General features: G+C 66.7%; 14 protein-coding genes and 1 riboswitch. Of the genes, 3 read left to right on the forward strand and 11 right to left on the reverse strand.

The genetic code is table 11. The features are described 5' to 3' along the window. Nucleotides 1-4: 4 nt before the first annotated feature. The 8 genes from ACFPU0_RS17485 to ACFPU0_RS17520 form a co-directional block, all read right to left on the reverse strand. Entirely contained in the window at nt 5-811 is an 807-nt protein-coding gene (locus ACFPU0_RS17485; protein ID WP_377694515.1) for a DUF4824 family protein, read from the reverse strand. Next, nucleotides 808-1,884: a DUF2157 domain-containing protein gene (locus ACFPU0_RS17490; protein WP_377694516.1), complete on the reverse strand. Its 1,077-nt coding sequence runs from the start codon at nt 1,882-1,884 to the stop codon at nt 808-810. The genes ACFPU0_RS17485 and ACFPU0_RS17490 overlap by 4 nt, the downstream gene beginning before the upstream one ends. A 191-nt stretch (nt 1,885-2,075) precedes the next feature. Then, nucleotides 2,076-5,714, reverse strand: coding sequence for an urea carboxylase (gene uca / locus ACFPU0_RS17495; RefSeq protein WP_377694517.1), 3,639 nt, complete (start codon nt 5,712-5,714; stop codon nt 2,076-2,078). Nucleotides 5,715-5,984: 270 nt separating this feature from the next. After that, the gene (locus ACFPU0_RS17500) at nt 5,985-6,620 is read right to left on the reverse strand and encodes an urea amidolyase associated protein UAAP2 (RefSeq protein WP_377694518.1); all 636 of its coding nucleotides are present in this window, start codon (nt 6,618-6,620) and stop codon (nt 5,985-5,987) included. Nucleotides 6,621-6,630: 10 nt separating this feature from the next. Continuing rightward, nucleotides 6,631-7,359 (reverse strand): urea amidolyase associated protein UAAP1, encoded by a 729-nt coding sequence (locus tag ACFPU0_RS17505; RefSeq protein ID WP_377694519.1) that lies wholly within the window; start codon nt 7,357-7,359, stop codon nt 6,631-6,633. Between the two features lie 14 nt (nt 7,360-7,373). Further along, nucleotides 7,374-8,171 (reverse strand): ABC transporter ATP-binding protein, encoded by a 798-nt coding sequence (locus tag ACFPU0_RS17510; RefSeq protein ID WP_377694520.1) that lies wholly within the window; start codon nt 8,169-8,171, stop codon nt 7,374-7,376. Continuing rightward, nucleotides 8,168-8,983, reverse strand: a complete 816-nt coding sequence (locus ACFPU0_RS17515) for an ABC transporter permease (protein ID WP_377694521.1) — start codon at nt 8,981-8,983, stop codon at nt 8,168-8,170. The genes ACFPU0_RS17510 and ACFPU0_RS17515 overlap by 4 nt, the downstream gene beginning before the upstream one ends. Nucleotides 8,984-9,088: 105 nt before the next feature. After that, nucleotides 9,089-10,156: a putative urea ABC transporter substrate-binding protein gene (locus ACFPU0_RS17520; protein WP_377694523.1), complete on the reverse strand. Its 1,068-nt coding sequence runs from the start codon at nt 10,154-10,156 to the stop codon at nt 9,089-9,091. 64 nt (nt 10,157-10,220) lie between these two features. Then, nucleotides 10,221-10,320, reverse strand: a riboswitch (guanidine-I (ykkC/yxkD leader). A gap of 308 nt (nt 10,321-10,628) precedes the next feature. Here ACFPU0_RS17520 and ACFPU0_RS17525 point away from each other — a divergent pair. Continuing rightward, on the forward strand, nt 10,629-11,120 hold the full coding sequence (locus ACFPU0_RS17525) for a hypothetical protein (protein ID WP_377694525.1): 492 nt from the start codon (nt 10,629-10,631) through the stop codon (nt 11,118-11,120). On the opposite strand, the gene ACFPU0_RS17530 is transcribed toward ACFPU0_RS17525, so the two are convergent. Further along, nucleotides 11,117-12,019, reverse strand: coding sequence for a LysR family transcriptional regulator (locus ACFPU0_RS17530; RefSeq protein ID WP_377694526.1), 903 nt, complete (start codon nt 12,017-12,019; stop codon nt 11,117-11,119). The genes ACFPU0_RS17525 and ACFPU0_RS17530 overlap by 4 nt on opposite strands. A 98-nt stretch (nt 12,020-12,117) precedes the next feature. Here ACFPU0_RS17530 and ACFPU0_RS17535 point away from each other — a divergent pair, with 98 nt between their 5' ends. Together ACFPU0_RS17535 and ACFPU0_RS17540 are read left to right on the forward strand one after the other, a co-directional pair. Beyond that, nucleotides 12,118-13,905 carry an alkyl/aryl-sulfatase gene (locus tag ACFPU0_RS17535; RefSeq protein WP_377694527.1) on the forward strand — a complete coding sequence of 596 codons (1,788 nt, stop codon included), beginning with the start codon at nt 12,118-12,120 and terminating at the stop codon, nt 13,903-13,905. A gap of 92 nt (nt 13,906-13,997) precedes the next feature. Next, complete coding sequence (locus ACFPU0_RS17540) at nt 13,998-14,243, forward strand: DUF1145 domain-containing protein (RefSeq protein WP_377694528.1); 246 nt, start codon at nt 13,998-14,000, stop codon at nt 14,241-14,243. A 423-nt stretch (nt 14,244-14,666) separates the two neighbouring features. Here ACFPU0_RS17540 and ACFPU0_RS17545 read toward each other — a convergent pair whose 3' ends face one another. Both ACFPU0_RS17545 and ACFPU0_RS17550 read right to left on the reverse strand, forming a co-directional pair. After that, nucleotides 14,667-15,017, reverse strand: a complete 351-nt coding sequence (locus tag ACFPU0_RS17545; RefSeq protein ID WP_377694529.1) for a tryptophan synthase subunit beta — start codon at nt 15,015-15,017, stop codon at nt 14,667-14,669. An 88-nt stretch (nt 15,018-15,105) separates the two neighbouring features. After that, on the reverse strand, nt 15,106-19,467 hold a 4,362-nt coding region (locus ACFPU0_RS17550), incomplete at its 5' end, for a beta strand repeat-containing protein (protein WP_377694530.1).

Below are 19,467 nucleotides of genomic sequence, written 5' to 3' on the forward strand. Positions count from 1 at the left end.
CGACTCAGCCCTTTCCTTTACCCTCCGCCCGCTCCAGCGCCGGTGCCTCGCCCATCCAGGGTTCGAGGTGCTGGCCGAAGCTGACTCGCACCTGGAAGGGGGCCGGCCGGTCGCGTTCCAGCGCCTTGTCCAGCGTATGGCGCCAGGCATGGGGCACGTTGATGGCGGTGATCCGCAGCTCGCTGATCTGGCCGGTCAGATGTCCGTCGCGGACCCAGGCATGCACACTGCCGGGCACGATGGCATAGCGGCTGCGGTCGGGGTAGCGACTGCGCAGCGCTTCTCGATCCAGGCCGAGGTCCACGGCGAACAGGCGGCTGTCGCGCTGCTCTTCATGATCAAGGTAGTCGCGGGCGGCGCGCTCGGCGTCCTGCCGACGCTTGTCGTTGGGGTTCGCGCGCAACTCGATGCGGGCGTTCTGCAATCCTTCGCGTACGCGCTCCAGTTCGGCCTTGCGGGCCGGGCCGTCCAGTTCCAGCACCACCAGTGCCTGGCGTTCCTGGCTGTCATGGCGAGGGTCACCATTCTCCGGGGCGATGAATCCGAGGGCCAGCAACCTGGCCTCGTCCAGCATCAGGCGCTGGTAGCGGTCGTCACTGGCGGGATCTCTGGGCCGGCGCCACTCCAGGCGCAGAGCGAGGCCACTGTTCTCGTGCCGTGACCATTCATGGCTGCGGCGCAGCTCGCGCTCGGAGAGCAGCAGGCTGCTTTCCGGCTCGCCGCTGCGGTTGTACCAGACCCCGCCCAGGGCGACGGCATTGGTCAAGGCGATCAGTGCCAGACCGGCGATGAGTACGGTGCGGGTCTTCATCGGCGCGGTCCTCCCTTGCGTGCCTCGCTTCGCCGCAGGCGGCCAAGTACCAGCAGGATGAGCACGGCGATCAGCCCCAGGACCAGGAAGAACAGGTACTTGGGCATCAGGTCCCACCACCAGTCGAACAGCTTGATGAAGAGAAAGAGCACGAAGAACAGCAAGCCGCCGTACATCACGTCCGGCCAGTCGCGGCGGTTGCCGAGCCAGATGGCCAGTGCCGAGCCGATGAAGCCTGCCAGCTGGTAGAAGGATTCCACATCGGCCCGTGGCCAGGGCAGGTAGCTGGCCGATCCCCAACTGGCCAGTGCCAGCATCGGCACGAACAGGCCCAGCAGGCCGAGCACCCGGTACACCGCGGCGAAGCCGCTGTAGCGCGCCTGGGAGATGAGCCGTGGTACCAGGAAGATCAGCAGCCCGGCGGGCAGCAGGTGCTCCGGACGTTCGATGCAATCCAGCCAGTAAAGGCCGGTCCAGCTCGCCAGCCGCGTGGCGAACAGGGCCATGATGCAGGCCAGGCCGGCGCCCAGCAGCAGGCGAACCTCGCACGCATAGGCCAGCAACAGGGCGTAGGCGGCCCAGGGCAGTAGCGCGCTGTCGCTTGGGGTGATGTTGAAGATCTGCCCGAGCATGGAGACGTTCAGCACGAAGCAGGCAAAAGCGAGGACCGCCGCCAGCCTGGCGAAGTAACCGGACGTGTCGCGCTCTCGTAGCAGCAGGGTGAGCAGCAGGCTACCGGCGGAAAAACCGGCCAGGATGCCTACCTGGGCGGCTTCGGGGAACAGCCCCCAGAACTGGTAGAAGAAGAACAGCAGGCTGGCGGCCAGCGCCAGGGCGCCCAGCAGGGAGGTGATGCGCATGCCGAGGGACAGGCGGCGCGCCTGGGCGTCCGGGTCGATGTCATAGGCGCTGCGATAGCCCGTCAGCAGGCGGTGATGGTGTTCACCCAGGCGCTCGATCTGTTCGGGATCGAGCTGCAAGGCCTGCTCTTCGCGCAGGCGCTCCACTTCCCGGTAGAAGGCCTGGATATCGTCGGCGCGGCGTTGCGCCTGGTCGCGGCTGAGCGGCGGCATTGCGGGTCCTTTTGCGTGCGGTGCCGCTTGAACTCTAGCGGTTAAGAACCCGAGGAGCGAGCAGGTGGGCAGATGTGCCTGTAGGGGCGATTTCAATCGCCAAGCAGGCCGCAGGCCTGCCCTGGGAGTTTCCGGAAGGGGCAGCTGCGCCGCCCTTGGCGAATGAATTCGCCCCTACAGTGAACCCCTGCTCAGCTCTCCTCCATCACCACCACCCGCTGCCCGGCGCGCACCGGCGAGCCGGGCTGCACCCGCACCTCGCGCACCACGCCGTCGCGGGGGGCGATGAGGGGGATTTCCATCTTCATCGATTCGAGGATCACCAGGATGTCGCCGGCCTTCACACTGCTGCCTTCCTCCACCTGCACCTGCCAGAGGTTGCCGGCGATATGGCTTTCCACCGCGTGCTGGCCGGAGCCGAGTGGCGCGTCCTCGCCCAGGTCCGGCGCCGGCTCCTCGCTTTCGAAGTGGGCCTGGCCGGAGGCGATCCAGCGTTCCCGTTCGGCATTGAAGGCCGCCTGCTGCTGCGCGCGGAAGGCGGCGATGCCCTCCGCCTCGCGGGCGAGGAAGGCCTGGTAGTCGGCCAGATGCAGCTCGTTTTCCTCGATGCGCAGCGGGTAGCGGCCGAGGGGGAAGTCGCGGCGGATGCGCGTGAGTTCCTCGGCGGAAACGGGGTAGAAGCGGATCTGGTCGAAGAAGCGCAGCAGCCAGGGCTTGCCGGCGAAGGCTTCCACCTCGCGGTAGCGGTTCCACATCTGCAGGGTGCGGCCGACGAACTGGTAGCCACCGGGGCCTTCCATGCCGTAGACGCACAGGTAGGCGCCGCCGATGCCCACCGAGTTCTCGGCGGTCCAGGTGCGCGCCGGGTTGTACTTGGTGGTCACCAGGCGGTGGCGCGGGTCCAGCGGCGTGGCCACCGGCGCGCCCAGGTAGACGTCGCCCAGGCCCATCACCAGGTAGCTGGCGTCGAACACCGTGCGCTGCACCTCGTCGAGGTTCGGCAGGTCGTTGATGCGGCGGATGAACTCCAGGTTGCTCGGGCACCAGGGCGCGTCCTTGCGCACCGTGGTCATGTATTTCTCGATGGCAAGCGTGCAGGCCGGGTCGTCCCAGGACAGCGGCAGGTGGACGATGCGCGACGGCACCTTGAGGTCGCCGGCGGCGCAGACGCCATCCCAGAGGCTGGCGACGGTTTCCAGCAGGCGCTCCAGGGGCAGGGTTTCCGGCTGGTAGTGCACCTGCAGGGAGCGGATGCCGGGCGTCAGGTCGATCACTCCATCCAGGGCCAGGGCCTCCAGCGCCTGCATCAGCGCATGGGCGCGGAAGCGCAGCACCAGGTCCAGCTCCGGTGCGCCGATTTCCAGCAGCAGGTGGGTGTCGCCGGAGAGGCGGGCGACCAGGCGTTTGTCGGCTTGGCCGAGGTCGAGGACGATGGGTGAGCTGAGCTGCGGACGGCCCCCTCTCCCTCCGGGAGAGGGTTGGGGTGAGGGGAGTTCGGTGTGCGCGGACGCATCCCTCTCCCCTAGCCCCTCTCCCGGGGGGAGAGGGGAACAGGCGCGTGCCTCGGCGATGCCCACTGCCACGAAGCGCACCTTGTCCCCGGCTTTGAGCTGGCCCAGTTGCCAGAGGTCCGCCTCGATGATCGTCACCGGGCAGACGAAGCCACCCAGGCTCGGGCCGTCCGGGCCGAGGATCACCGGCATGTCGCCGGTGAAGTCCACCGCGCCGATGGCGTAGGGGTTGTCGTGGATGTTGGAGGGGTGCAGGCCGGCTTCGCCGCCGCTTTCGCGCACCCATTCCGGCTTCGGCCCGATCAGCCGTACGCCGGTGCGGCTGGAGTTGAAGTGCACTTCCCAGTCGGTGGCGAAGAAGCGGTCGATGTAGGTCGGGGTGAAGTATTCCGGGGCGCCGTGGGGGCCATGGATCACCCGCAGTTCGCGCACCGCCGGTAGCGGCGTGCGCAGGGGCGGCGGCAGGCTGGCGCCGCTTTCGCGGTCGGCCAGGGGCGCCAGGTGCAGCACGTCGCCGGCACGCAGGGCGTGGCCGCCGTGGCCGCCGAACTGGCCGAGGGTGAAGGTGCTCTTGCTGCCGAGGTAGTCCGGCAGCTGCAGGCCGCCGCGCAGGCACAGGTAGCTGCGGGCGCCGGCGCCGGGGATGGTGCCCAGGGTGAGAGTGGCGCCAGCCGGCACAAGGAAGGCAGTGTCCATGGGCTGCGGCTGACCGTCGAGGGTCAGGGGAATGGGCGCGCCGGTGACGGCGACCACTGCATCGCAGTTGAAGCGCAGGGTCGGGCCGCTCATGGTGATTTCCAGCCCGGCCTCGCCCTCGGCGTTGCCCAGCAGTCGGTTGCCCAGGCGCAGGGCGCGGCTGTCCATGGGGCCGGACGGCGGCACGCCCACGGCCCAGTAACCGAGGCGGCCGGGATAGTCCTGCACCGTGGTCTGGGTGCCGGCGGCCAGCACTTCGAAGGTGTCGGCGCGGTAGGCGAGGCCCTCCAGGCAGCGGGTCCAGGGCGAGCCGCTGGCGAAGGGGGAATCCGCCAGGATCTGCCGCAGATAGTCGCGGTTGGTCTCGACGCCATAGAGGGTGGTGCCTGCCAGGGCGCGGTCGAGGGCGGCGCCGGCCTGCTCGCGGCTCGGCGCCCAGGTGATGACCTTGGCGATCATCGGATCGAAGTAGGGAGGGATCTCGCAGCCGGCTTCCACCCAGGTGTCGATGCGCAGCGCCGTGCCGTCCGCCTCGGGGAACGCCACGGCGGTGAGCAGGCCTGGGCAGGGCTGGAAGTCGCGGCCCGGGTCCTCGGCATAGAGGCGCGCCTGGATGGCGTGGCCAGCGGGCGAAAGGCCCTTCGCCAGTTCGGCCAGCGGCGGCAGGGTGCCGGCGGCCAGTTCGATCATCCAGCGCACCAGGTCTACGCCCCAGACCTGTTCGGTGACGCCGTGCTCCACCTGCAGGCGGGTGTTCACTTCGAGGAAGTAGAAACGCTCGGCCTCGCTGTCGTAGACGAATTCCACGGTTCCGGCGCTGCGGTAGCTCACGGCCTTCGCCAACTCTATGGCGGCGGCGCAGAGCTCCTCGGCCGTGCCGGCGGGCAGGTTCGGCGCCGGGGTTTCCTCCAGCACCTTCTGGTTGCGCCGCTGCACCGAGCAGTCGCGCACGCCCAGGGCCAGCACCTCGCCGCGGCCATCGCCGAACACCTGCACTTCCAGGTGGCGGGCACGCTGGATGTACTTCTCGATGAATACGCCGGAATCGCTGAAGTTGTTCTGCCCCAGGCGCTTCACCGCCTCGAAGGCGTCGCTCAGCTCGGCGGCCGAACGGCACACGCGCATGCCGATGCCGCCGCCGCCGGCGGTGCTTTTCAGCATCACCGGGTAGCCCACCTGCTCGCCGGCAGCCAGGGCCGCGTCGAGGCTTTCCAGCAGCTCGGTGCCTTGCAGCATGGGCACGCCGTTGGCCTTGGCCAGGGCGCGGGCGGTGTGCTTGAGGCCAAACAGCCGCAGCTGCTCCGGGGTGGGGCCGACGAAGGCGATGCCGGCAGCTTCGCAGGCTTCGGCGAAGGCGGCGTTCTCGGAGAGGAAGCCATAGCCGGGGTGGATGGCCTGGGCGCCGCTGTCGCGGGCGGCTTTGATGATCTTGTCCACCGCCAGGTAGGTGCTGGCGGCGGGGCCTTCGCCCAGGCTGATGGCCTGGTCCGCCTGCTGGATATGCAGGCTGGCGGCGTCGGCTTCGGAATACACGGCTACGCCGCGCACATCGAGCTGGCGCAGGGTGCGCAGGATGCGGCAGGCGATGGCGCCGCGGTTGGCGATCAGGAGTTTGTCGAACATGAGGCTTTCCCCATGAGTGGCGGGCCGTCCCGCCGGTATTCGGTCTGCACCACGGTCGTCCGTGGTTGGAGTCTTGGCTCCCTCTCCCTTTGGGAGAGGGCTGGGGTGAGGGGCGTAGGATGGGGCGGGCGGCGTTCCGCGAGCGGAGCGAAACCCATCACCGCTTGATGGGTTTCGCAGGCTCTACCCATCCTACGGGGGGCTTGCGCAGGCATTGGCCTGCGCGGCTCTGGCAGAGCAGGAAGAGCCAGCGCCGCACCGCTTGCGGCTTCACTCCCATACCAGCACCTCCGCCGGAGTCGGGTTCCAGCCGTTGCAGGGGTTGTTCAGCTGCGGGCAGTTGGAGATCAGCACGATGATGTCCATGTGCGCGATGAGCTCGACGTACTTGCCGGCGGCGGAGATGCCGTCCTCGAAGGTCAGGCCGCCTTCGGGGGTGACCGGCACGTTCATGAAGAAGTTGATGTTGGCGCCGATGTCGCGCTTGCCCAGGCGGCCGTCGTGCAGGCTGGCGCGCAGGAAGTTGTCGCGGCAGCTGTGCATGTAGCGCCGGTCGAGGGCGTAGCGCACGCTGTTGCTTTCCTGGGCGCAGGCGCCGCCGAGGGTGTCGTGGCGGCCGCAGGTGTCGGCGGCGATGGTCAGCATGGGGTTGCCGAGGTTGGACCAGAGCACGCTGCCGGGGCCGAGGTAGACGCGGTTCTGCTTGCGCAGGGTGCGCTGCACGTCGTAGCGCTCGCGCGGGTTGCGCGCATTGTAGAAGAGGGTGTCCACCGCCTGGTTGCCTTCCAGGTCGGAGAGGCGCAGGGTCTGGCCGGCCTTCACCTCGGTGATGAAGGGTTCGCCGGCGGCGATCACGGCGCGGTAGACGGCGGCTTCGGGGTGCTTTTCGCTGGGGATCGGGTTCATGGGGCGGTCCTCAGATGTACAGGCGTTCGGTGTTGTGGAAGCCGCGGCCGTTCTCCGGGCGCGAGGTGCGGCAGAGCAGGGTGATGCCGTCGCTCTGCACCTGCTGCCAGGTCAGCTGCACGGGCTTGGGGGCGTAGGCGGGGTTCGGGTCCATGGGGTGCTGCAGGGCGGTGAGCACCACGAGGCAGTCCATGGGGGCGTAGAGCTCGAGGTAGTCGCCGGCCTTGGAGTTGCCCGGCGCGAAGTGGAAGCAGCCGTCACCGTCCACCGTCACCTTGCTGAACAGGTTCAGGCACATCAGCAGGTCCTGCAGGTTGAGGTCCCACTTGCCCATCTCCACCAGCAGGTTGTCCACGCCGTTGCGGAAGAAGCCGTTGCGCAGTTCCTGGTAGCGGCCGGTGCCGTACTTTTCCTTCACTTCGTCGGCGTTCAGCACGCCGCCGAAGCTGTCGTGCCAGCCGCAGGTGTCGGCGGTGATGGCGGCCAGCACCCGGCCCATGTCGGAGTAGAGGCAGTGGCCGGTGGTGAGCCTGGCGGTGTGCTGGCACTTGAGGCTGTCCGGCAGGTTCAGGCGCTCGCTTTTCTCATGGGCGTTGAGCAGCAGCAGGCTGACGTTGGCGCCGCCCTCGATGTCGGTGATGCGCAGCAGTTGGCCGCGCTTGAGCACGAAGGAGGCATGGCCGCCACCGGGGACGGTTTCTTCGTAAAGGGTCGGGCGCAGGGCCAGGGATTCGCTCATGGGCAGGCTCCTTGTCAGTGGGCGATGGCGGGCCGCAGGGCGGTGGCGAGCCGCTCCGGCAATGCCTCGACGGCCGCGCGGGCGCTGCGGCGGTCGGCGTTCAGGGGGATGTCGTAGGTGATGCGCGCGCCATAGGCGTTGGGCGCCTGCGGGTCCTGGCGCACCTTGTCGAAGACCAGCAGGCGGGTGCCCAGGCTGAAGCCTTCGGAGAGGTCGTGGGTGACCATGAACACGGTCAGCCGGGTTTCCCGCCAGAGCCCCAGCAGCAGTTCATGCATGTCCTTGCGGATGCCCGGGTCGAGGGCGCCGAAGGGTTCGTCCAGCAGCAGCACACGGGGCTTCATCACCAGCGCCTGGGCGATGGCCAGGCGCTGCTGCATGCCGCCGGAGAGTTGGCTCGGGTACTTGTCCAGGGCATGGCCCAGGCCGACCTTGGCGAGGATGGCGGCAGCCTCTTCGCGGGCCGCGCGCCTGGCGCCGCCGAATAGGCGGCCGAACAGCGGCGCGCGGGGCAGTTCCAGGCCGAGGGCGACGTTGTCCAGCACGTTCAGGTGGGGGAACACCGAGTAGCGCTGGAATACCACGCCGCGGCTGGCATCGGGTTCGGCTAGCAGCGGCTGGCCGTCCAGTTGGATGCTGCCGCGACTGGGAGATTCCTGGCCCAGCAGCATGCGCAGGAAGGTGGATTTGCCGCAGCCGGATGCGCCCACGAGGGTGCAGAACTCGCCTTCATTTACCGACAGGTTGAGGTTCTCCAGCACGACCTGGTCGCCATACGCCTGCCACAGATTGCGAACGCAGATGAAGCTCATGCCTTGGCTCCTTCGTACCAGGGGAAGGCCAGGCGGGTGAGCTGGCGCAGGCCCAGGTCCATCAGCCAGGCGAGCAGGGTGATCCAGGCCACGTAGGGCAGGATCACGTCCATGGCCAGGTAGCGGCGGACCAGGAAGATGCGGTAGCCCAGGCCATCGGTGGAGGCGATGGCCTCGGCGGCGATGAGGAACAGCCAGGCCGAGCCGAGCACCAGGCGCAGGGAGATGAGCAGGCGCGGCAGGAGCTGCGGCAGCACCACGCGCAGGATCAGGGTCCAGGTGTTGGCGCCCAGGGTCTGCGCCTTGATCAGCAGCTCGCGGGGGATTTCCCGCGCACGCTGCTCCAGGTCGCGGGCGATGGACGGGGCGATGCCGATGACGATCAGCATCACCTTGGACAGCTCGCCGAGGCCGAAGACGATGAACAGGATCGGCAGGATCGCCAGCGGCGGGACCATCGATAGCACCGTCAGCAGCGGCGACAGCGGCGCGCCGAACAGCGGCAGGGTGCCGGCGGCGATACCCAGGGCCAGCCCCAGCAGGGCGGCGATGCACAGGCCGATGGCGAGGCGCTTGAGGCTGGAGGCGCTGTCCTGCCAGAACAGGTAGTCGCCCGAGCGCTTGTCTTCGGTGAAGGCCAGGCGCTCGATGGCGTCCGCCATCTGCGCGGCGCCGGGCAGCAGCTTGTCGTTGGGGTTCTCCGTGAGCCGGGCCGCCGAGCCGGTGAAGTAGGCCAGCAGCAGCAGGGCGAACGGCAGCAGGACCAGGATCAGGCGGCCGGCGCGGTCCGGTTGGCGGTTGATCAGGCGCATGGCGGGTTCTCGGTTGTGTAGGACGGGTAGGTTGGTGCCGAGCGCAGCGAGGCCCAACGAATGGCCGCGTTGGGCCTCGTTTCTCGGCGCCAACCTACGGGGTTGTCAGAGCTTGCCGTCGGCGGCCAGCTGCACGTAGGTCGGGTCGAAGCGCAGCTTCACGTTGCCCTTGTCGCCGGTGATCAGGCCCTTGGCGAAGCTCATGCCCACCGCGCTGGCGTCCTTGGCGCCTTCGCCCAGCAGGCCGTGGCTGAAGCTGAAATTGGCCACCTTGTCCATGGTTGCCGGCAATTTCGGGCTGGTGACGAAGGCCAGGGCATCGGCCGGCGTGTAGAACATGCGGGTGGCGGCCAATTGCGCCTGGTAACCGGCCAGGTCGGTGCCGGAAGCCTTGGCCATGTGTTCCAGGGCGGCGGCGCTTTCGGCGGTGCCGGCATTCATCAGCGCGACGATCTCGAACCAGGCGCCGGTCAGCGCCTTGCCCAGGGCGGGGTTGTCCTGCAGGGTCTGGGTGTTTACCACCATCATGTCCATGATTTCCCCGGGCACCTTGCTGGAGTCGAACACCAGGCTGGTGCCGGGCTTGCCCTTGAGTTCGGCGAGCATGGGGTTCCAGGTGGTCACCGCCTGGACCTCGGCGGTGTCGAAGGCGGCGGCGATATCGGCATCGGAGGTGTTCACCACCTGCACGTCCTTCTCGGACAGGTCGACGCGCTCCAGGGCGCGGGCCAGCAGGTAGTGGGAGACGGACAGTTCCACCAGGTTGATGGGCATGCCCTTGAGGTCGGCCAGGGTCTTGCCTTCGCCCTTCACCACCACGCCATCGTTGCCGTTGGAGAAGTCGCCGACGATCAGCGCGGTGCTGTCCACGCCGCCGGCGGCGGGGATGGTCAGGGCGTCCATGTTGGTCATGGTGCAGCCGTCGAACCCACCTGCGGTGTACTGGTTGATGGATTCGACATAGTCGTTGAGCTGGGTGACCTGGATCTCGATGCCGTACTTCTTCGCCCACTTGTCGACTATGCCTTGGGTGGCGCCGTACTCCCAGGGCATCCAGCCGGCGTAGATGGTCCAGCAGACGTTGAAGCTGTCCTTCCGGGCGGCGGAGGTGTTGAAGCTGAGGGCGGCGGCCAGGACGGCAGCGGCGAGGGCGAACAGACGGGGCTTGCGCATGGAGAACCTCCAGTTCGGTTGAGGGCGGGCGGAGCGGCGCGGCACTTCCCGGTCAAGGGGCGCGTTCTCCCGGGCTTTTGTCCCGCCGTGTAACCTCGCTGGAGGTCGCCAGCTCTCGGACCAGTCATCCGCCTGCGCGGACCGGAACCCTAGCCAGCCATTGCAAATTGTGGTGCCGCGGGCCCGGTGATCCGGGCAGCTCCTGCACGCCTTTGCCAAAGCGAAGGCCGTGCCAAGATGGCCAGATACGCCTGGTACGGGCCTTTGGGCGAGCAATGAGGGATTCGTGACGCTGCGCGATGCCCGCTCATGGGGCGTCGGGCGTCAACTTGGTGCGTTGCAACAAGTGGAAAAGGATTTTTCCGACAGATGCCGCGCGTTGTTCCGTAGGGCCCGTTGTCCAACGCAGTGGGAGCGATCCCGATCGCCGACATCTGTCTGCGCTCGTCCCTCGCGGTCGAAGGAGGCCGCCATGTCCTATCGATCCATTTTCCTTGCAGTACTGAGCCTGGTTCTGGGCGGCTGTGCCGTCTATGACTACGACGACGATTACTACGGTCGCGGTTACCACGACGGCTACCGAGTGGACCGCTACTACGACGACCCGCCACGCAAGCACTACTACATAGTCGACCACCGCTACGACAAGCACCGCTATTACGACCGCCGCAAGTACGACGGCCGCAAGGACTACTACTACGACAAGCCCTACAAGCGATACGACAAGCACTACTACGACCATGACCGCAAATACCGGCATGACCGTCGCTACTATCAGCCGCGCTACGACAACTTCCAGGAGCGCCGCCACGACTATTCGCCGCGCCTGCGGACCTGGGGCAAGAACAACGTCCAGCCGGACAACCGCCAGTACTACCGGGTACAGCCGGGCTACGAGGCGCGCCCGCACAACAACCACCGCTACAACAACCGCAGCGACTGGTCGCAGCAGTACCGCCGCTAGGCGGGCGGGAAGCGCCGGTCCTCGTCCAGCAACAGCTCCCTTACCACCCGCGCAGCCGGAGAGAGGCTGCGCGCGGCATGGCTGACCACGCCATAGGCCGATGACGACAGCTCATTGGCGGGAATTTCCAGGACTGCCAGGCGCCCTGCAGCTATGTCGTCAGCCACCACATCCCAGGGTGCCATGCTGATCACGTCGCTCTCGGCCACCAGTGCCTTCAGCACCATGAAGTTGTCGCACTCGATGCCCAGCGGTTTGTCGCTGCCGGCCAGTTCACCAATGGCCCGTGCCACCTCCGTCGGCAACTGAGTGCCGGCCAGGGCGTAGCGGGCGAGGTCGGCGAACCGCAGTCGGCCCTGATCCAGCAGTGGATGCCCGGGCCGGCAGAAGAGGGTGCCGGGGTGGCGGCGCAGGGGGGTGATGTCCAGCAGCGGATCGTCCGTGAGTTCACGGATATCGGCGACGAACAATTCGATGGTGTCGTCCAGGAGGAGCTGGCGCAGGCGGTGCCAGTTGTCCAGGCTGAGCTGCACGCGCACGCCGGGGTGGCGACTGGCGAAGCGGCCCAGGGCGCGGGGCACGAGGCGTGCGGCGGGGTAGGGCCCTGCGCCCAGGCGCAGTTCGCCGCTGTCGAGGTTGTCGAGCTGGGTCACCGCGCTGCGCAGGGCGCGGCTGCCGTCCAGCAGGCGCCGGGCGTGTTCCAGCACCAGTCGTCCGTGGGCGGTCAGGCTGATCTGCCGTGGCCCGCGATCCAGCAGGCTGCAGCCCAGGCTTGCCTCAAGGGCCTGGATGCTGCGGCTGAGCGCCGGCTGGCTGAGATTGACCGCTTCGGCCGCGCGGGCGAAGTGGCCGTATTCGGCGAGGGCGACGAAGTGGCGGAGCTGGCGAAGGTCGTTCATGCGTCATCTGCATCGGAAGTTGAAGGGGAATGCATTGGAATTATTAGCTGCCTGCTGCCAGCCTGTCTGCGCCCATCACAACAATTCCCGAGCGAACCATGCGCATCACCACCCGTTTCAGCGGCCTGCTCCTCGCCGCCGCGCTGCCCCTGGGCGCCGACGCCGCCCTTCCCGAGGAAAACATCCAGCCCAGCATCAACCCCGAGCTGGCCGAACACACCCGGCACTTCAGCGAGAAGGTCTACAAGATCGCCGACAACGTGTATTCGGCGGTGGGCTGGAACCTCGCCAACAGCGTGATGATCGAGGCGCCCGAGGGGCTGATCATCGTCGACACCGGCGAGTCCGCCGAGCAGTCGCGCAAGGTGCTGGCCGAATTCCGCAAGATCAGCGACAAGCCGATCAAGGCCATCGTCTACACCCACTTCCACCCCGACCATATCAACGGCGTGAAAGGCTTCGTCAGCGAAGAGCAGGTGAAGAATGGCGAGGTGCAGATCTACGCCCAGGAGACCCTGTTGGAGAATGTGGTGACCCAGGGCGCCCTGGTCGGCCCGATCCTCGGCATGCGTTCGGGCTACAGCTTCGGCGTGGCGTTGCCGGAGGCCGACAAGAAGGACATGAATGCCGGCCTCGGCCCGCTGGCCCATGAAGGGGCCTCCACCTTCATCGCCCCCACCGTCACCTTCAAGGACCGCCTCGACACGCGCATCGCCGGCCTGCCGGTGCAGTTCCTCCATGTGCCCAGCGAGGCGCCGGACGAGATCGTGCTGTTCCTGCCCGAGAACAAGGTGCTGATCAGCGCCGAGGTGACCCAGGGCCCGACCCTGCCGAATATCCACACCCTGCGTGGCACCAAGTTCCGCGATCCGGTGGTCTGGGTGAAGAGCCTGGACAAGCTGCGGGACTTCCAGGCCGACTATATGGTGCCGCTGCACGGCCAACCGGTATCCGGCAAGGACAAGGTGGAAGAGGTGCTGCGCATGACCCGTGACGCCATTGCCTACGTCCACGACCAGACCGTGCGCTGGATGAACAAGGGACTGACTCCGGACGAGCTGGTGGAGAAGGTCAAGCTGCCGCCTTACCTGGCTGGCTACACCCCTTACCTGCGCGAGTACTACGGCACCGTGAAGCACAGCGTGCGGCAGATCTACCAGGGCTACCTGGGCTGGTTCCAGGGCGACCCGGTGGAGCTCGACCCCACCCCACCGGCCGAGAAGGCCAAGCGCCTGGTGGAGATGATGGGGGGGCGCGACAAGGTGCTGATGGCGGCCGGCGAGGCCTACCTCAAGGGCGACTACCAGTGGGCCGCCGAACTGGCCGGCTACGCCATCCGCATCGATCACGACGACCAGCTGGCCCGCGAGATCAAGGCACGCAGCTTCCGCCGCCTGGGCTATGCCAGCATGAACATCAACTGGCGCAACTGGTACCTGATGAGCGCCATGGAGCTGGAAGGCAAGCTGGATGGCGACGCTGCGCTGCAGCTGTCCCAGGGCATGCGCGATGCCTTCCTCTCGCCGGACATGCTGAAGAATCTGCCGGCGCGCATTTTCCTGCAGAACTGGGTGACCCGCATCGATCCCGATAAGAGCGCCGATGTGAACCTGACCCTGGGCTTCGTCTTCCCCGACATCCAGGAGGAGTGGGCCCTGGAAGTCCGTCGGGGTGTTGCCCAGCTGCACAAGGGCATACCCGAGGGTACCAGGCTCAAGCTGACCTTCGACAAGACCTATCTCGACACCGTCATCAGCGGCGAGAACGGCCTGCTCAAGGGGGCCCTGCTGGGTGACGTGAAGGTGGATGGCAACCTGCTGGACATCAAGGCCTTCCTCGCCTGCTTCGATTTCGAGGAAGCGCCCATCGCCCTGACCCTGCGTTGATCGAAGGCAGGCAGGCGCCAATCGAAAGTGCGGAGAGTCGCAAGACAGCAGTCGGCACACTGGCCGCCTGATCCGCACCTTCGGGAGATCCCATGCACCTGCCTTCCTTCCTCAAGGGCACCCTGGCCATGTTCTGGCTGGTGGCCCTGCTCAACCTCGTCTATCCCTTCGGCGAACCCCTGCATCGGCCGCTGTTGCTGACGGCCGGCGTCATCCTGCTGGCCCACGTGGGCGAAGCCGCATTGTTCAACCGCAGACTGCAGGCGCGGCCGTTTCCCTGGCTGGAACGGCTACAGGTCCTGCTGTTCGGTTTCCTGCACCTGCGTGGACTGCGCTGACCCGCCGCCCACGCCGATCCCGGCAACGTCGGGCCGCATCACTCTGCGGCCCCTTCGGCCCCGGCAAACACAGGATCGATGCCTGGCAGGCGATCCTGGCGACGGAGCTGATCTGGTGGGGCGAGTGCAGGAGTTTTGCCCCGGGGGAGTTCCCCCGGCAGGCCTGTGGCCTGCATGGCGAGTAAACATCCACGTTCGTAGAACCTGGACTTGCGCTAGCCCCCTGGAAGGGGGCGAATCCTCCCCGTGCACAAGACCGCCCCCTTTCGCCTGGCCTGGACCCTACCGCATCGGCTTCATCCTGCTAGCCTGGGTATTCGAATCGTCACAGGCAGAGTCGCTGACTCATGACCACGTCCCCAGGACGTGGTTTCCCAAGTGCAAATGAATTCGCCCCCACAAGAGAACGGCGGTCGGCCGGACTCAGATCAACCCCGAGCCCGCTTCGTCCTCTTCCTCGACTATCAGCCGCGAAATGCCGCCCAGGGCTTCACGCGCCTGGTTTCGGCTGAGCAGCTTGGACTGCGCCGCCGGAGGCAGGTCAGTGATGCGGATGATGCCCTTGGCCATCAGCACCGTGATCAGGTCGTCGAGCACCCGGATCATGTCCAGGTCGCTCTGCTTCAGTTGCAGGAGGCTGCTCTGCATCGCCAGGTTGGCGTACCAGGCCTGGATCTCCTGATCGTCAGCGGGCAAGGTGCCGGTCATTTCGTCGAACGCAGCCGCTTCGACGCGCGCCAGGTTTCCGTCTTCGTCGCGCTGGATGTAGAACATGGTGAGTCTCCCTTCTGGACTGCCGCGAGCATGAGGGCAGGCGCCCCCCGTCCGCAACCACCGTGGCGGTTGCGGACGGGCTGGGGTGTCAGTTCTGGTCGACCTTGATGGTCGGGTCGGCGCCCGCGATCAGCGAGTTGATGGAGGAGCCGCTGAGCTGCGAGGCCGCGCCTTCCAGGGTGACACTGAGGTCGGCGTGGCTGGCGGCGCTGCCGCCATCGTTGAGGTGCCCCTCCTTGCTGACCAGCAGGGTGGCGTTGCCGGTGCCGGAGTCGACGATCAGCTTGAGATAGTTGTCGATATTGCTGGTCGTTTCCCCGTGCAGCAGGTCGCTGAGGTCCAGCCGGTCCTGTTCCGTCTGCGGCTTGAAGTCCTTCACCACGTCCAGGTCGGGGCTGCCCGCGGTGCCCGCATCGCCGGACTTCCAGGTGAAGGTGTCGGCGCCAGCGCCGCCGGTCATGGTGTCGTTGCCGCTGCCGCCAGTGAGGATGTCATCGCCGCTGCCGCCGATCAGGTTGTTGGCGCCGCTGCCTCCACCCAGAGCGGAACCGCTGGAGCCGGCCTGGATGGTGTTGTCCGAGTCGAAGGTGATCTGCATTGACTGGCTGGCCGTGCTGTCGAGATCGCCGTCGGCGGCCTTCATGCCCAGGGTGATGCGCTGGTCGTACGCCTCGGTCTGCCCGGTGATGGCGCTGATGAGCAGCTTGTAGGAGGTACCGGCGCCGGCACCGAAACTGATCGAGCTGAATTCATGCTCGCCGCTGTTGAGCTTGCTGGAGTCGATGGTGAAGGAAGCGCTGCCGCCCGACACGCCGTTCACCGTGCCGCTGCCAACGGCAATGCCGGCGCTGTCGAAGGCGGTCCAGGTGAGTTTCTCGCCGCTACCGAGCTTGTCGGTGGTCAGCGAAACGGACGTCATGTCGGTTGCCTGGTTGGTGCTCTTGTCGATGAAGGTGAATTTGAGCACATCGCCCGTGTCGATCGATTGGCCGCTGCCGACGCCGAAGCTGTTGTCGCTGGTGTTCACCGTGTCGGTTACCACCTGGTTGCTCGAGTTGATGGTGGTCGCCGTGGCCTGGAGGCTGAACTGGCTGCCGACGCCCAGATCATAGGCCCCCGAGTTGCCGCCGGAGAGGTCGAAGGTGGTGAAGGTCGAGGAGGGCGAGTCCAGGTTCACGTAGTTGGTGACCTGGTACTGGCCACTGACCGGGTCGGCCGTGATCTTGAACACCTGGGTGCCATCCGCGCTGACAGCGGTCAGGGAGTTGGTCCCGGTCACGTAATGCAGCTTGCTGCCCTGGTAGGTCAGGTAGCTCGACGAACTGATCACAGTCCCGCTCTTGTCCAAGGTGGTGCTCAGGATGTAGCCGCTGGCATCGACGGAAACGCCCGTCGTCGTGCTGAACTGCACTGAGCTACCGTTGGCATCGGCGCCCGTGGACAGGTTGAGATCGCCAATGGCCGTGGCCCCGGAACTGTCCAGCATGATGCTTTGCATCGGGGTCGCAAGGACGGGGGCGTCGTCCTCGACGCTGACTTGCAGGGTCCCGCTGGCGCTGCTCGCGCCATCGCTGGCCGTCACGCCCACCGAGAAGCTGAGCACATCTTCCAGATTGGCCTGCGGATGATCCACCTGGCCGAGCAGGGTCACGGTATAGGCCCCCGCACTGGTGATGCTGATAGTCATGACCGGCTGGCCGCCGGCGCTGGCGCTCAGTGTCGAGGTGCCGTTGCCCGACCAGGTCAGGGGCACTCCATTGGAGGTCAGGGCGGTGGCCGGCGCCGTCAGTGTCACCGACAGGCTCGGACTGTCGATATCGCTGATGGCGAAGGTGCCGGTGGCGACCAGCGCGTTGGTCGTGTCGCTCGGCGATCCCGTGCTGTCCACCAGGCCGGCTGCCAGGCCTTCCTCCGAAACAATGGCCGTTCCGGTGGGCGTGCCGAATACCGGTCCGTCGTTGACCGCGGCAACGCTGAGTGTGGCGGTGGCCGGGCTGGCGTCTTCCAGGCCGAGGTTATCCACTGCGGCGTATTGGAAGCTGGTGGAGCCGTTCCAGTTGGCGTTGGGCACGAAGGTGACGCTTGCGGCATTGCTGCTGGCCGGCACTTCGGCGCCGACGGCCAGGGCTACGCCATTGAGCAGCAGGGTGCCGTTGGCGGGCAGGGACTTGATGACGAAGTGGTCGATGCTGCCATCGCTATCGCTATCGCTGCCGCTGAGGGCGACCGGAATGCCGGCCGAACCCTCAGCGCCAGAGGCGGAGGTGGCAGCAGTCTCGGGTGCATCGTTGACGGCGGTAATGCTGATTGTGGCGGTGGCCGGGGAGCTGTCTTCCAGACCCCCGTTGTCCACCGCGGCGTACTGGAAGTCGGTACTGCCATTCCAGTTGGCGTTGGGTACGAAGGTGACGCTGGCGCCGTTGGCGGTGGCCGGCACTTCGGCGCCAATCGCCAGGGCTACGCCGTTGAGCAGCAGGGTGCCATTGGCGGGGAGGGACTTGATCACGAAGTGGTCGACGCTGCCATCGCTATCGCTACCGGTGAGGGCGACTGGGATGCCGGCGGCATCCTCCGCGCCGGAGGCGGAGGTGGCAGCAGTCTCGGGCGCATCGTTGACCGCCGCAATGTTGATCGTGGCCGTGGCTGGGCTGCTGTCTTCCAGACCCCCGTTGTCCACCGCGGAGTATTGGAAGTCCGTGCTGCCATTCCAGTTGGCGTTGGGCACAAAGGTGAGAGTCGCGCCATTGGCGGTGGCTGGGACTTCGGCGCCGACGGTCAGGGCCACGCCATTGAGCAGCAGGGTGCCATTGACCGGCAGCGACTTGATGACGAAATGGTCGACCGAGCCGTCCAGGTCGCTGCCGCTCAGCGCCACCGGAATGCCGGCGGCATCCTCCGCGCCGGAGGCAGAAGTCGCTTGAGTTTCAGGGGCATCGTTGAGCGAAGCGACTGTAATGGTGGCAGTAGCCGGAGAGCTGTCTTCCAGACCGAGGTTATCCACGGCGGCATACTGGAAGTCCGTGCTGCCATTCCAGTTGGCGTTGGGCACGAAGGTGACACTGGCTCCGTTGGCGCTGGCCGGCACTTCGGCACCGACGGCCAGGGCCACGCCGTTGAGCAGCAGGGTGCCATTGGCCGGCAGCGACTTGATGACGAAATGGTCGACCGAGCCGTCGAGATCGCTGCCGCTGAGGGCCACTGGAATACCCGCGGCATCCTCCGCGCCGGAGGCAGAAGTCGCTTGAGTTTCAGGGGCATCGTTGAGCGAAGCGACTGTGATGGTGGCAGTGGCCGGGGCGCTGTCTTCCAGACCGAGGTTATCCACGGCGGCGTATTGGAAGTCGGTACTACCATTCCAATTGGCGTTGGGCACGAAGGTGACACTGGCGCCGTTGGCGGTGGCCGGCACTTCGGCACCGACGGCCAGGGCCACGCCATTGAGCAGCAGGGTGCCGTTGGCCGGCAGCGACTTGATGACGAAATGGTCGACCGAGCCGTCAAGATCGCTACCGCTGAGGGCGACCGGAATGCCGACGGTATCCTCAGCGCCGGAGGCGGAGGTGGCCGCGGTTTCCGGGGCATCGTTGACCGCCGCAATGTTGATTGTGGCCGTGGCTGGGCTGCTGTCTTCCAGACCCAGGTTATCCACCGCGGCGTACTGGAAGCTGGTGGAGCCATTCCAGTTGGCGTTGGGCACGAAGGTGACACTGGCGCCGTTGGCGGTGGCCGGCACTTCGGCACCGACGGCCAGGGCCACGCCATTGAGCAGCAGGGTGCCATTGACCGGCAGCGACTTGATGACGAAATGGTCGACCGAGCCGTCGAGATCGCTGCCGCTGAGGGCCACTGGAATACCCGCGGCATCCTCCGCGCCGGAGGCAGAAGTCGCTTGAGTTTCAGGGGCATCGTTGACCGACACGACATTGATAGTGGCGGTGGCTGCGCTGCTGTCTTCCAGACCGAGGTTATCCACGGCGGCATACTGGAAGTCCGTGCTGCCATTCCAATTGGCGTTCGGCACAAAGGTGACACTGGCGCCATTGGCGGTAGCCGGCACTTCGGCACCGACGGCCAGGGCCACGCCATTGAGCAGCAGGGTGCCATTGACCGGCAGCGACTTGATGACGAAATGGTCGACCGAGCCGTCCAGGTCGCTGCCGCTCAGCGCCACCGGAATGCCGGCGACATCCTCCGCGCCGGAGGCAGAAGTCGCTTGAGTTTCAGGGGCATCGTTGACCGACACGACATTGATAGTGGCGGTGGCTGCGCTGCTGTCTTCCAGACCGAGGTTATCCACGGCGGCGTACTGGAAGTCGGTGCTGCCATTCCAATTGGCGTTCGGCACGAAGGTGACACTGGCGCCATTGGCGGTAGCCGGCACTTCGGCACCGACGGCCAGGGCCACGCCATTGAGCAGCAGGGTGCCATTGACCGGCAGCGACTTGATGAC

Source organism: Pseudomonas sp. GCM10022186, from assembly GCF_042656385.1.
Taxonomy (GTDB): Bacteria; Pseudomonadota; Gammaproteobacteria; order Pseudomonadales; family Pseudomonadaceae; genus Metapseudomonas.

Excerpts from the sequence above, each read along its gene's own strand:
- ACFPU0_RS17485 (WP_377694515.1), bottom strand. The coding sequence starts at position 811 with ATGAAGACCCGCACCGTACTCATCGCCGGTCTGGCACTGATCGCCTTG.
- ACFPU0_RS17490 (WP_377694516.1), bottom strand. The coding sequence starts at position 1,884 with ATGCCGCCGCTCAGCCGCGACCAGGCGCAACGCCGCGCCGACGATATC.
- uca (WP_377694517.1), bottom strand. The coding sequence starts at position 5,714 with ATGTTCGACAAACTCCTGATCGCCAACCGCGGCGCCATCGCCTGCCGC.
- ACFPU0_RS17500 (WP_377694518.1), bottom strand. The coding sequence starts at position 6,620 with ATGAACCCGATCCCCAGCGAAAAGCACCCCGAAGCCGCCGTCTACCGC.
- ACFPU0_RS17505 (WP_377694519.1), bottom strand. The coding sequence starts at position 7,359 with ATGAGCGAATCCCTGGCCCTGCGCCCGACCCTTTACGAAGAAACCGTC.
- ACFPU0_RS17510 (WP_377694520.1), bottom strand. The coding sequence starts at position 8,171 with ATGAGCTTCATCTGCGTTCGCAATCTGTGGCAGGCGTATGGCGACCAG.
- ACFPU0_RS17515 (WP_377694521.1), bottom strand. The coding sequence starts at position 8,983 with ATGCGCCTGATCAACCGCCAACCGGACCGCGCCGGCCGCCTGATCCTG.
- ACFPU0_RS17520 (WP_377694523.1), bottom strand. The coding sequence starts at position 10,156 with ATGCGCAAGCCCCGTCTGTTCGCCCTCGCCGCTGCCGTCCTGGCCGCC.
- ACFPU0_RS17525 (WP_377694525.1), top strand. The coding sequence starts at position 10,629 with ATGTCCTATCGATCCATTTTCCTTGCAGTACTGAGCCTGGTTCTGGGC.
- ACFPU0_RS17530 (WP_377694526.1), bottom strand. The coding sequence starts at position 12,019 with ATGAACGACCTTCGCCAGCTCCGCCACTTCGTCGCCCTCGCCGAATAC.
- ACFPU0_RS17535 (WP_377694527.1), top strand. The coding sequence starts at position 12,118 with ATGCGCATCACCACCCGTTTCAGCGGCCTGCTCCTCGCCGCCGCGCTG.
- ACFPU0_RS17540 (WP_377694528.1), top strand. The coding sequence starts at position 13,998 with ATGCACCTGCCTTCCTTCCTCAAGGGCACCCTGGCCATGTTCTGGCTG.
- ACFPU0_RS17545 (WP_377694529.1), bottom strand. The coding sequence starts at position 15,017 with ATGTTCTACATCCAGCGCGACGAAGACGGAAACCTGGCGCGCGTCGAA.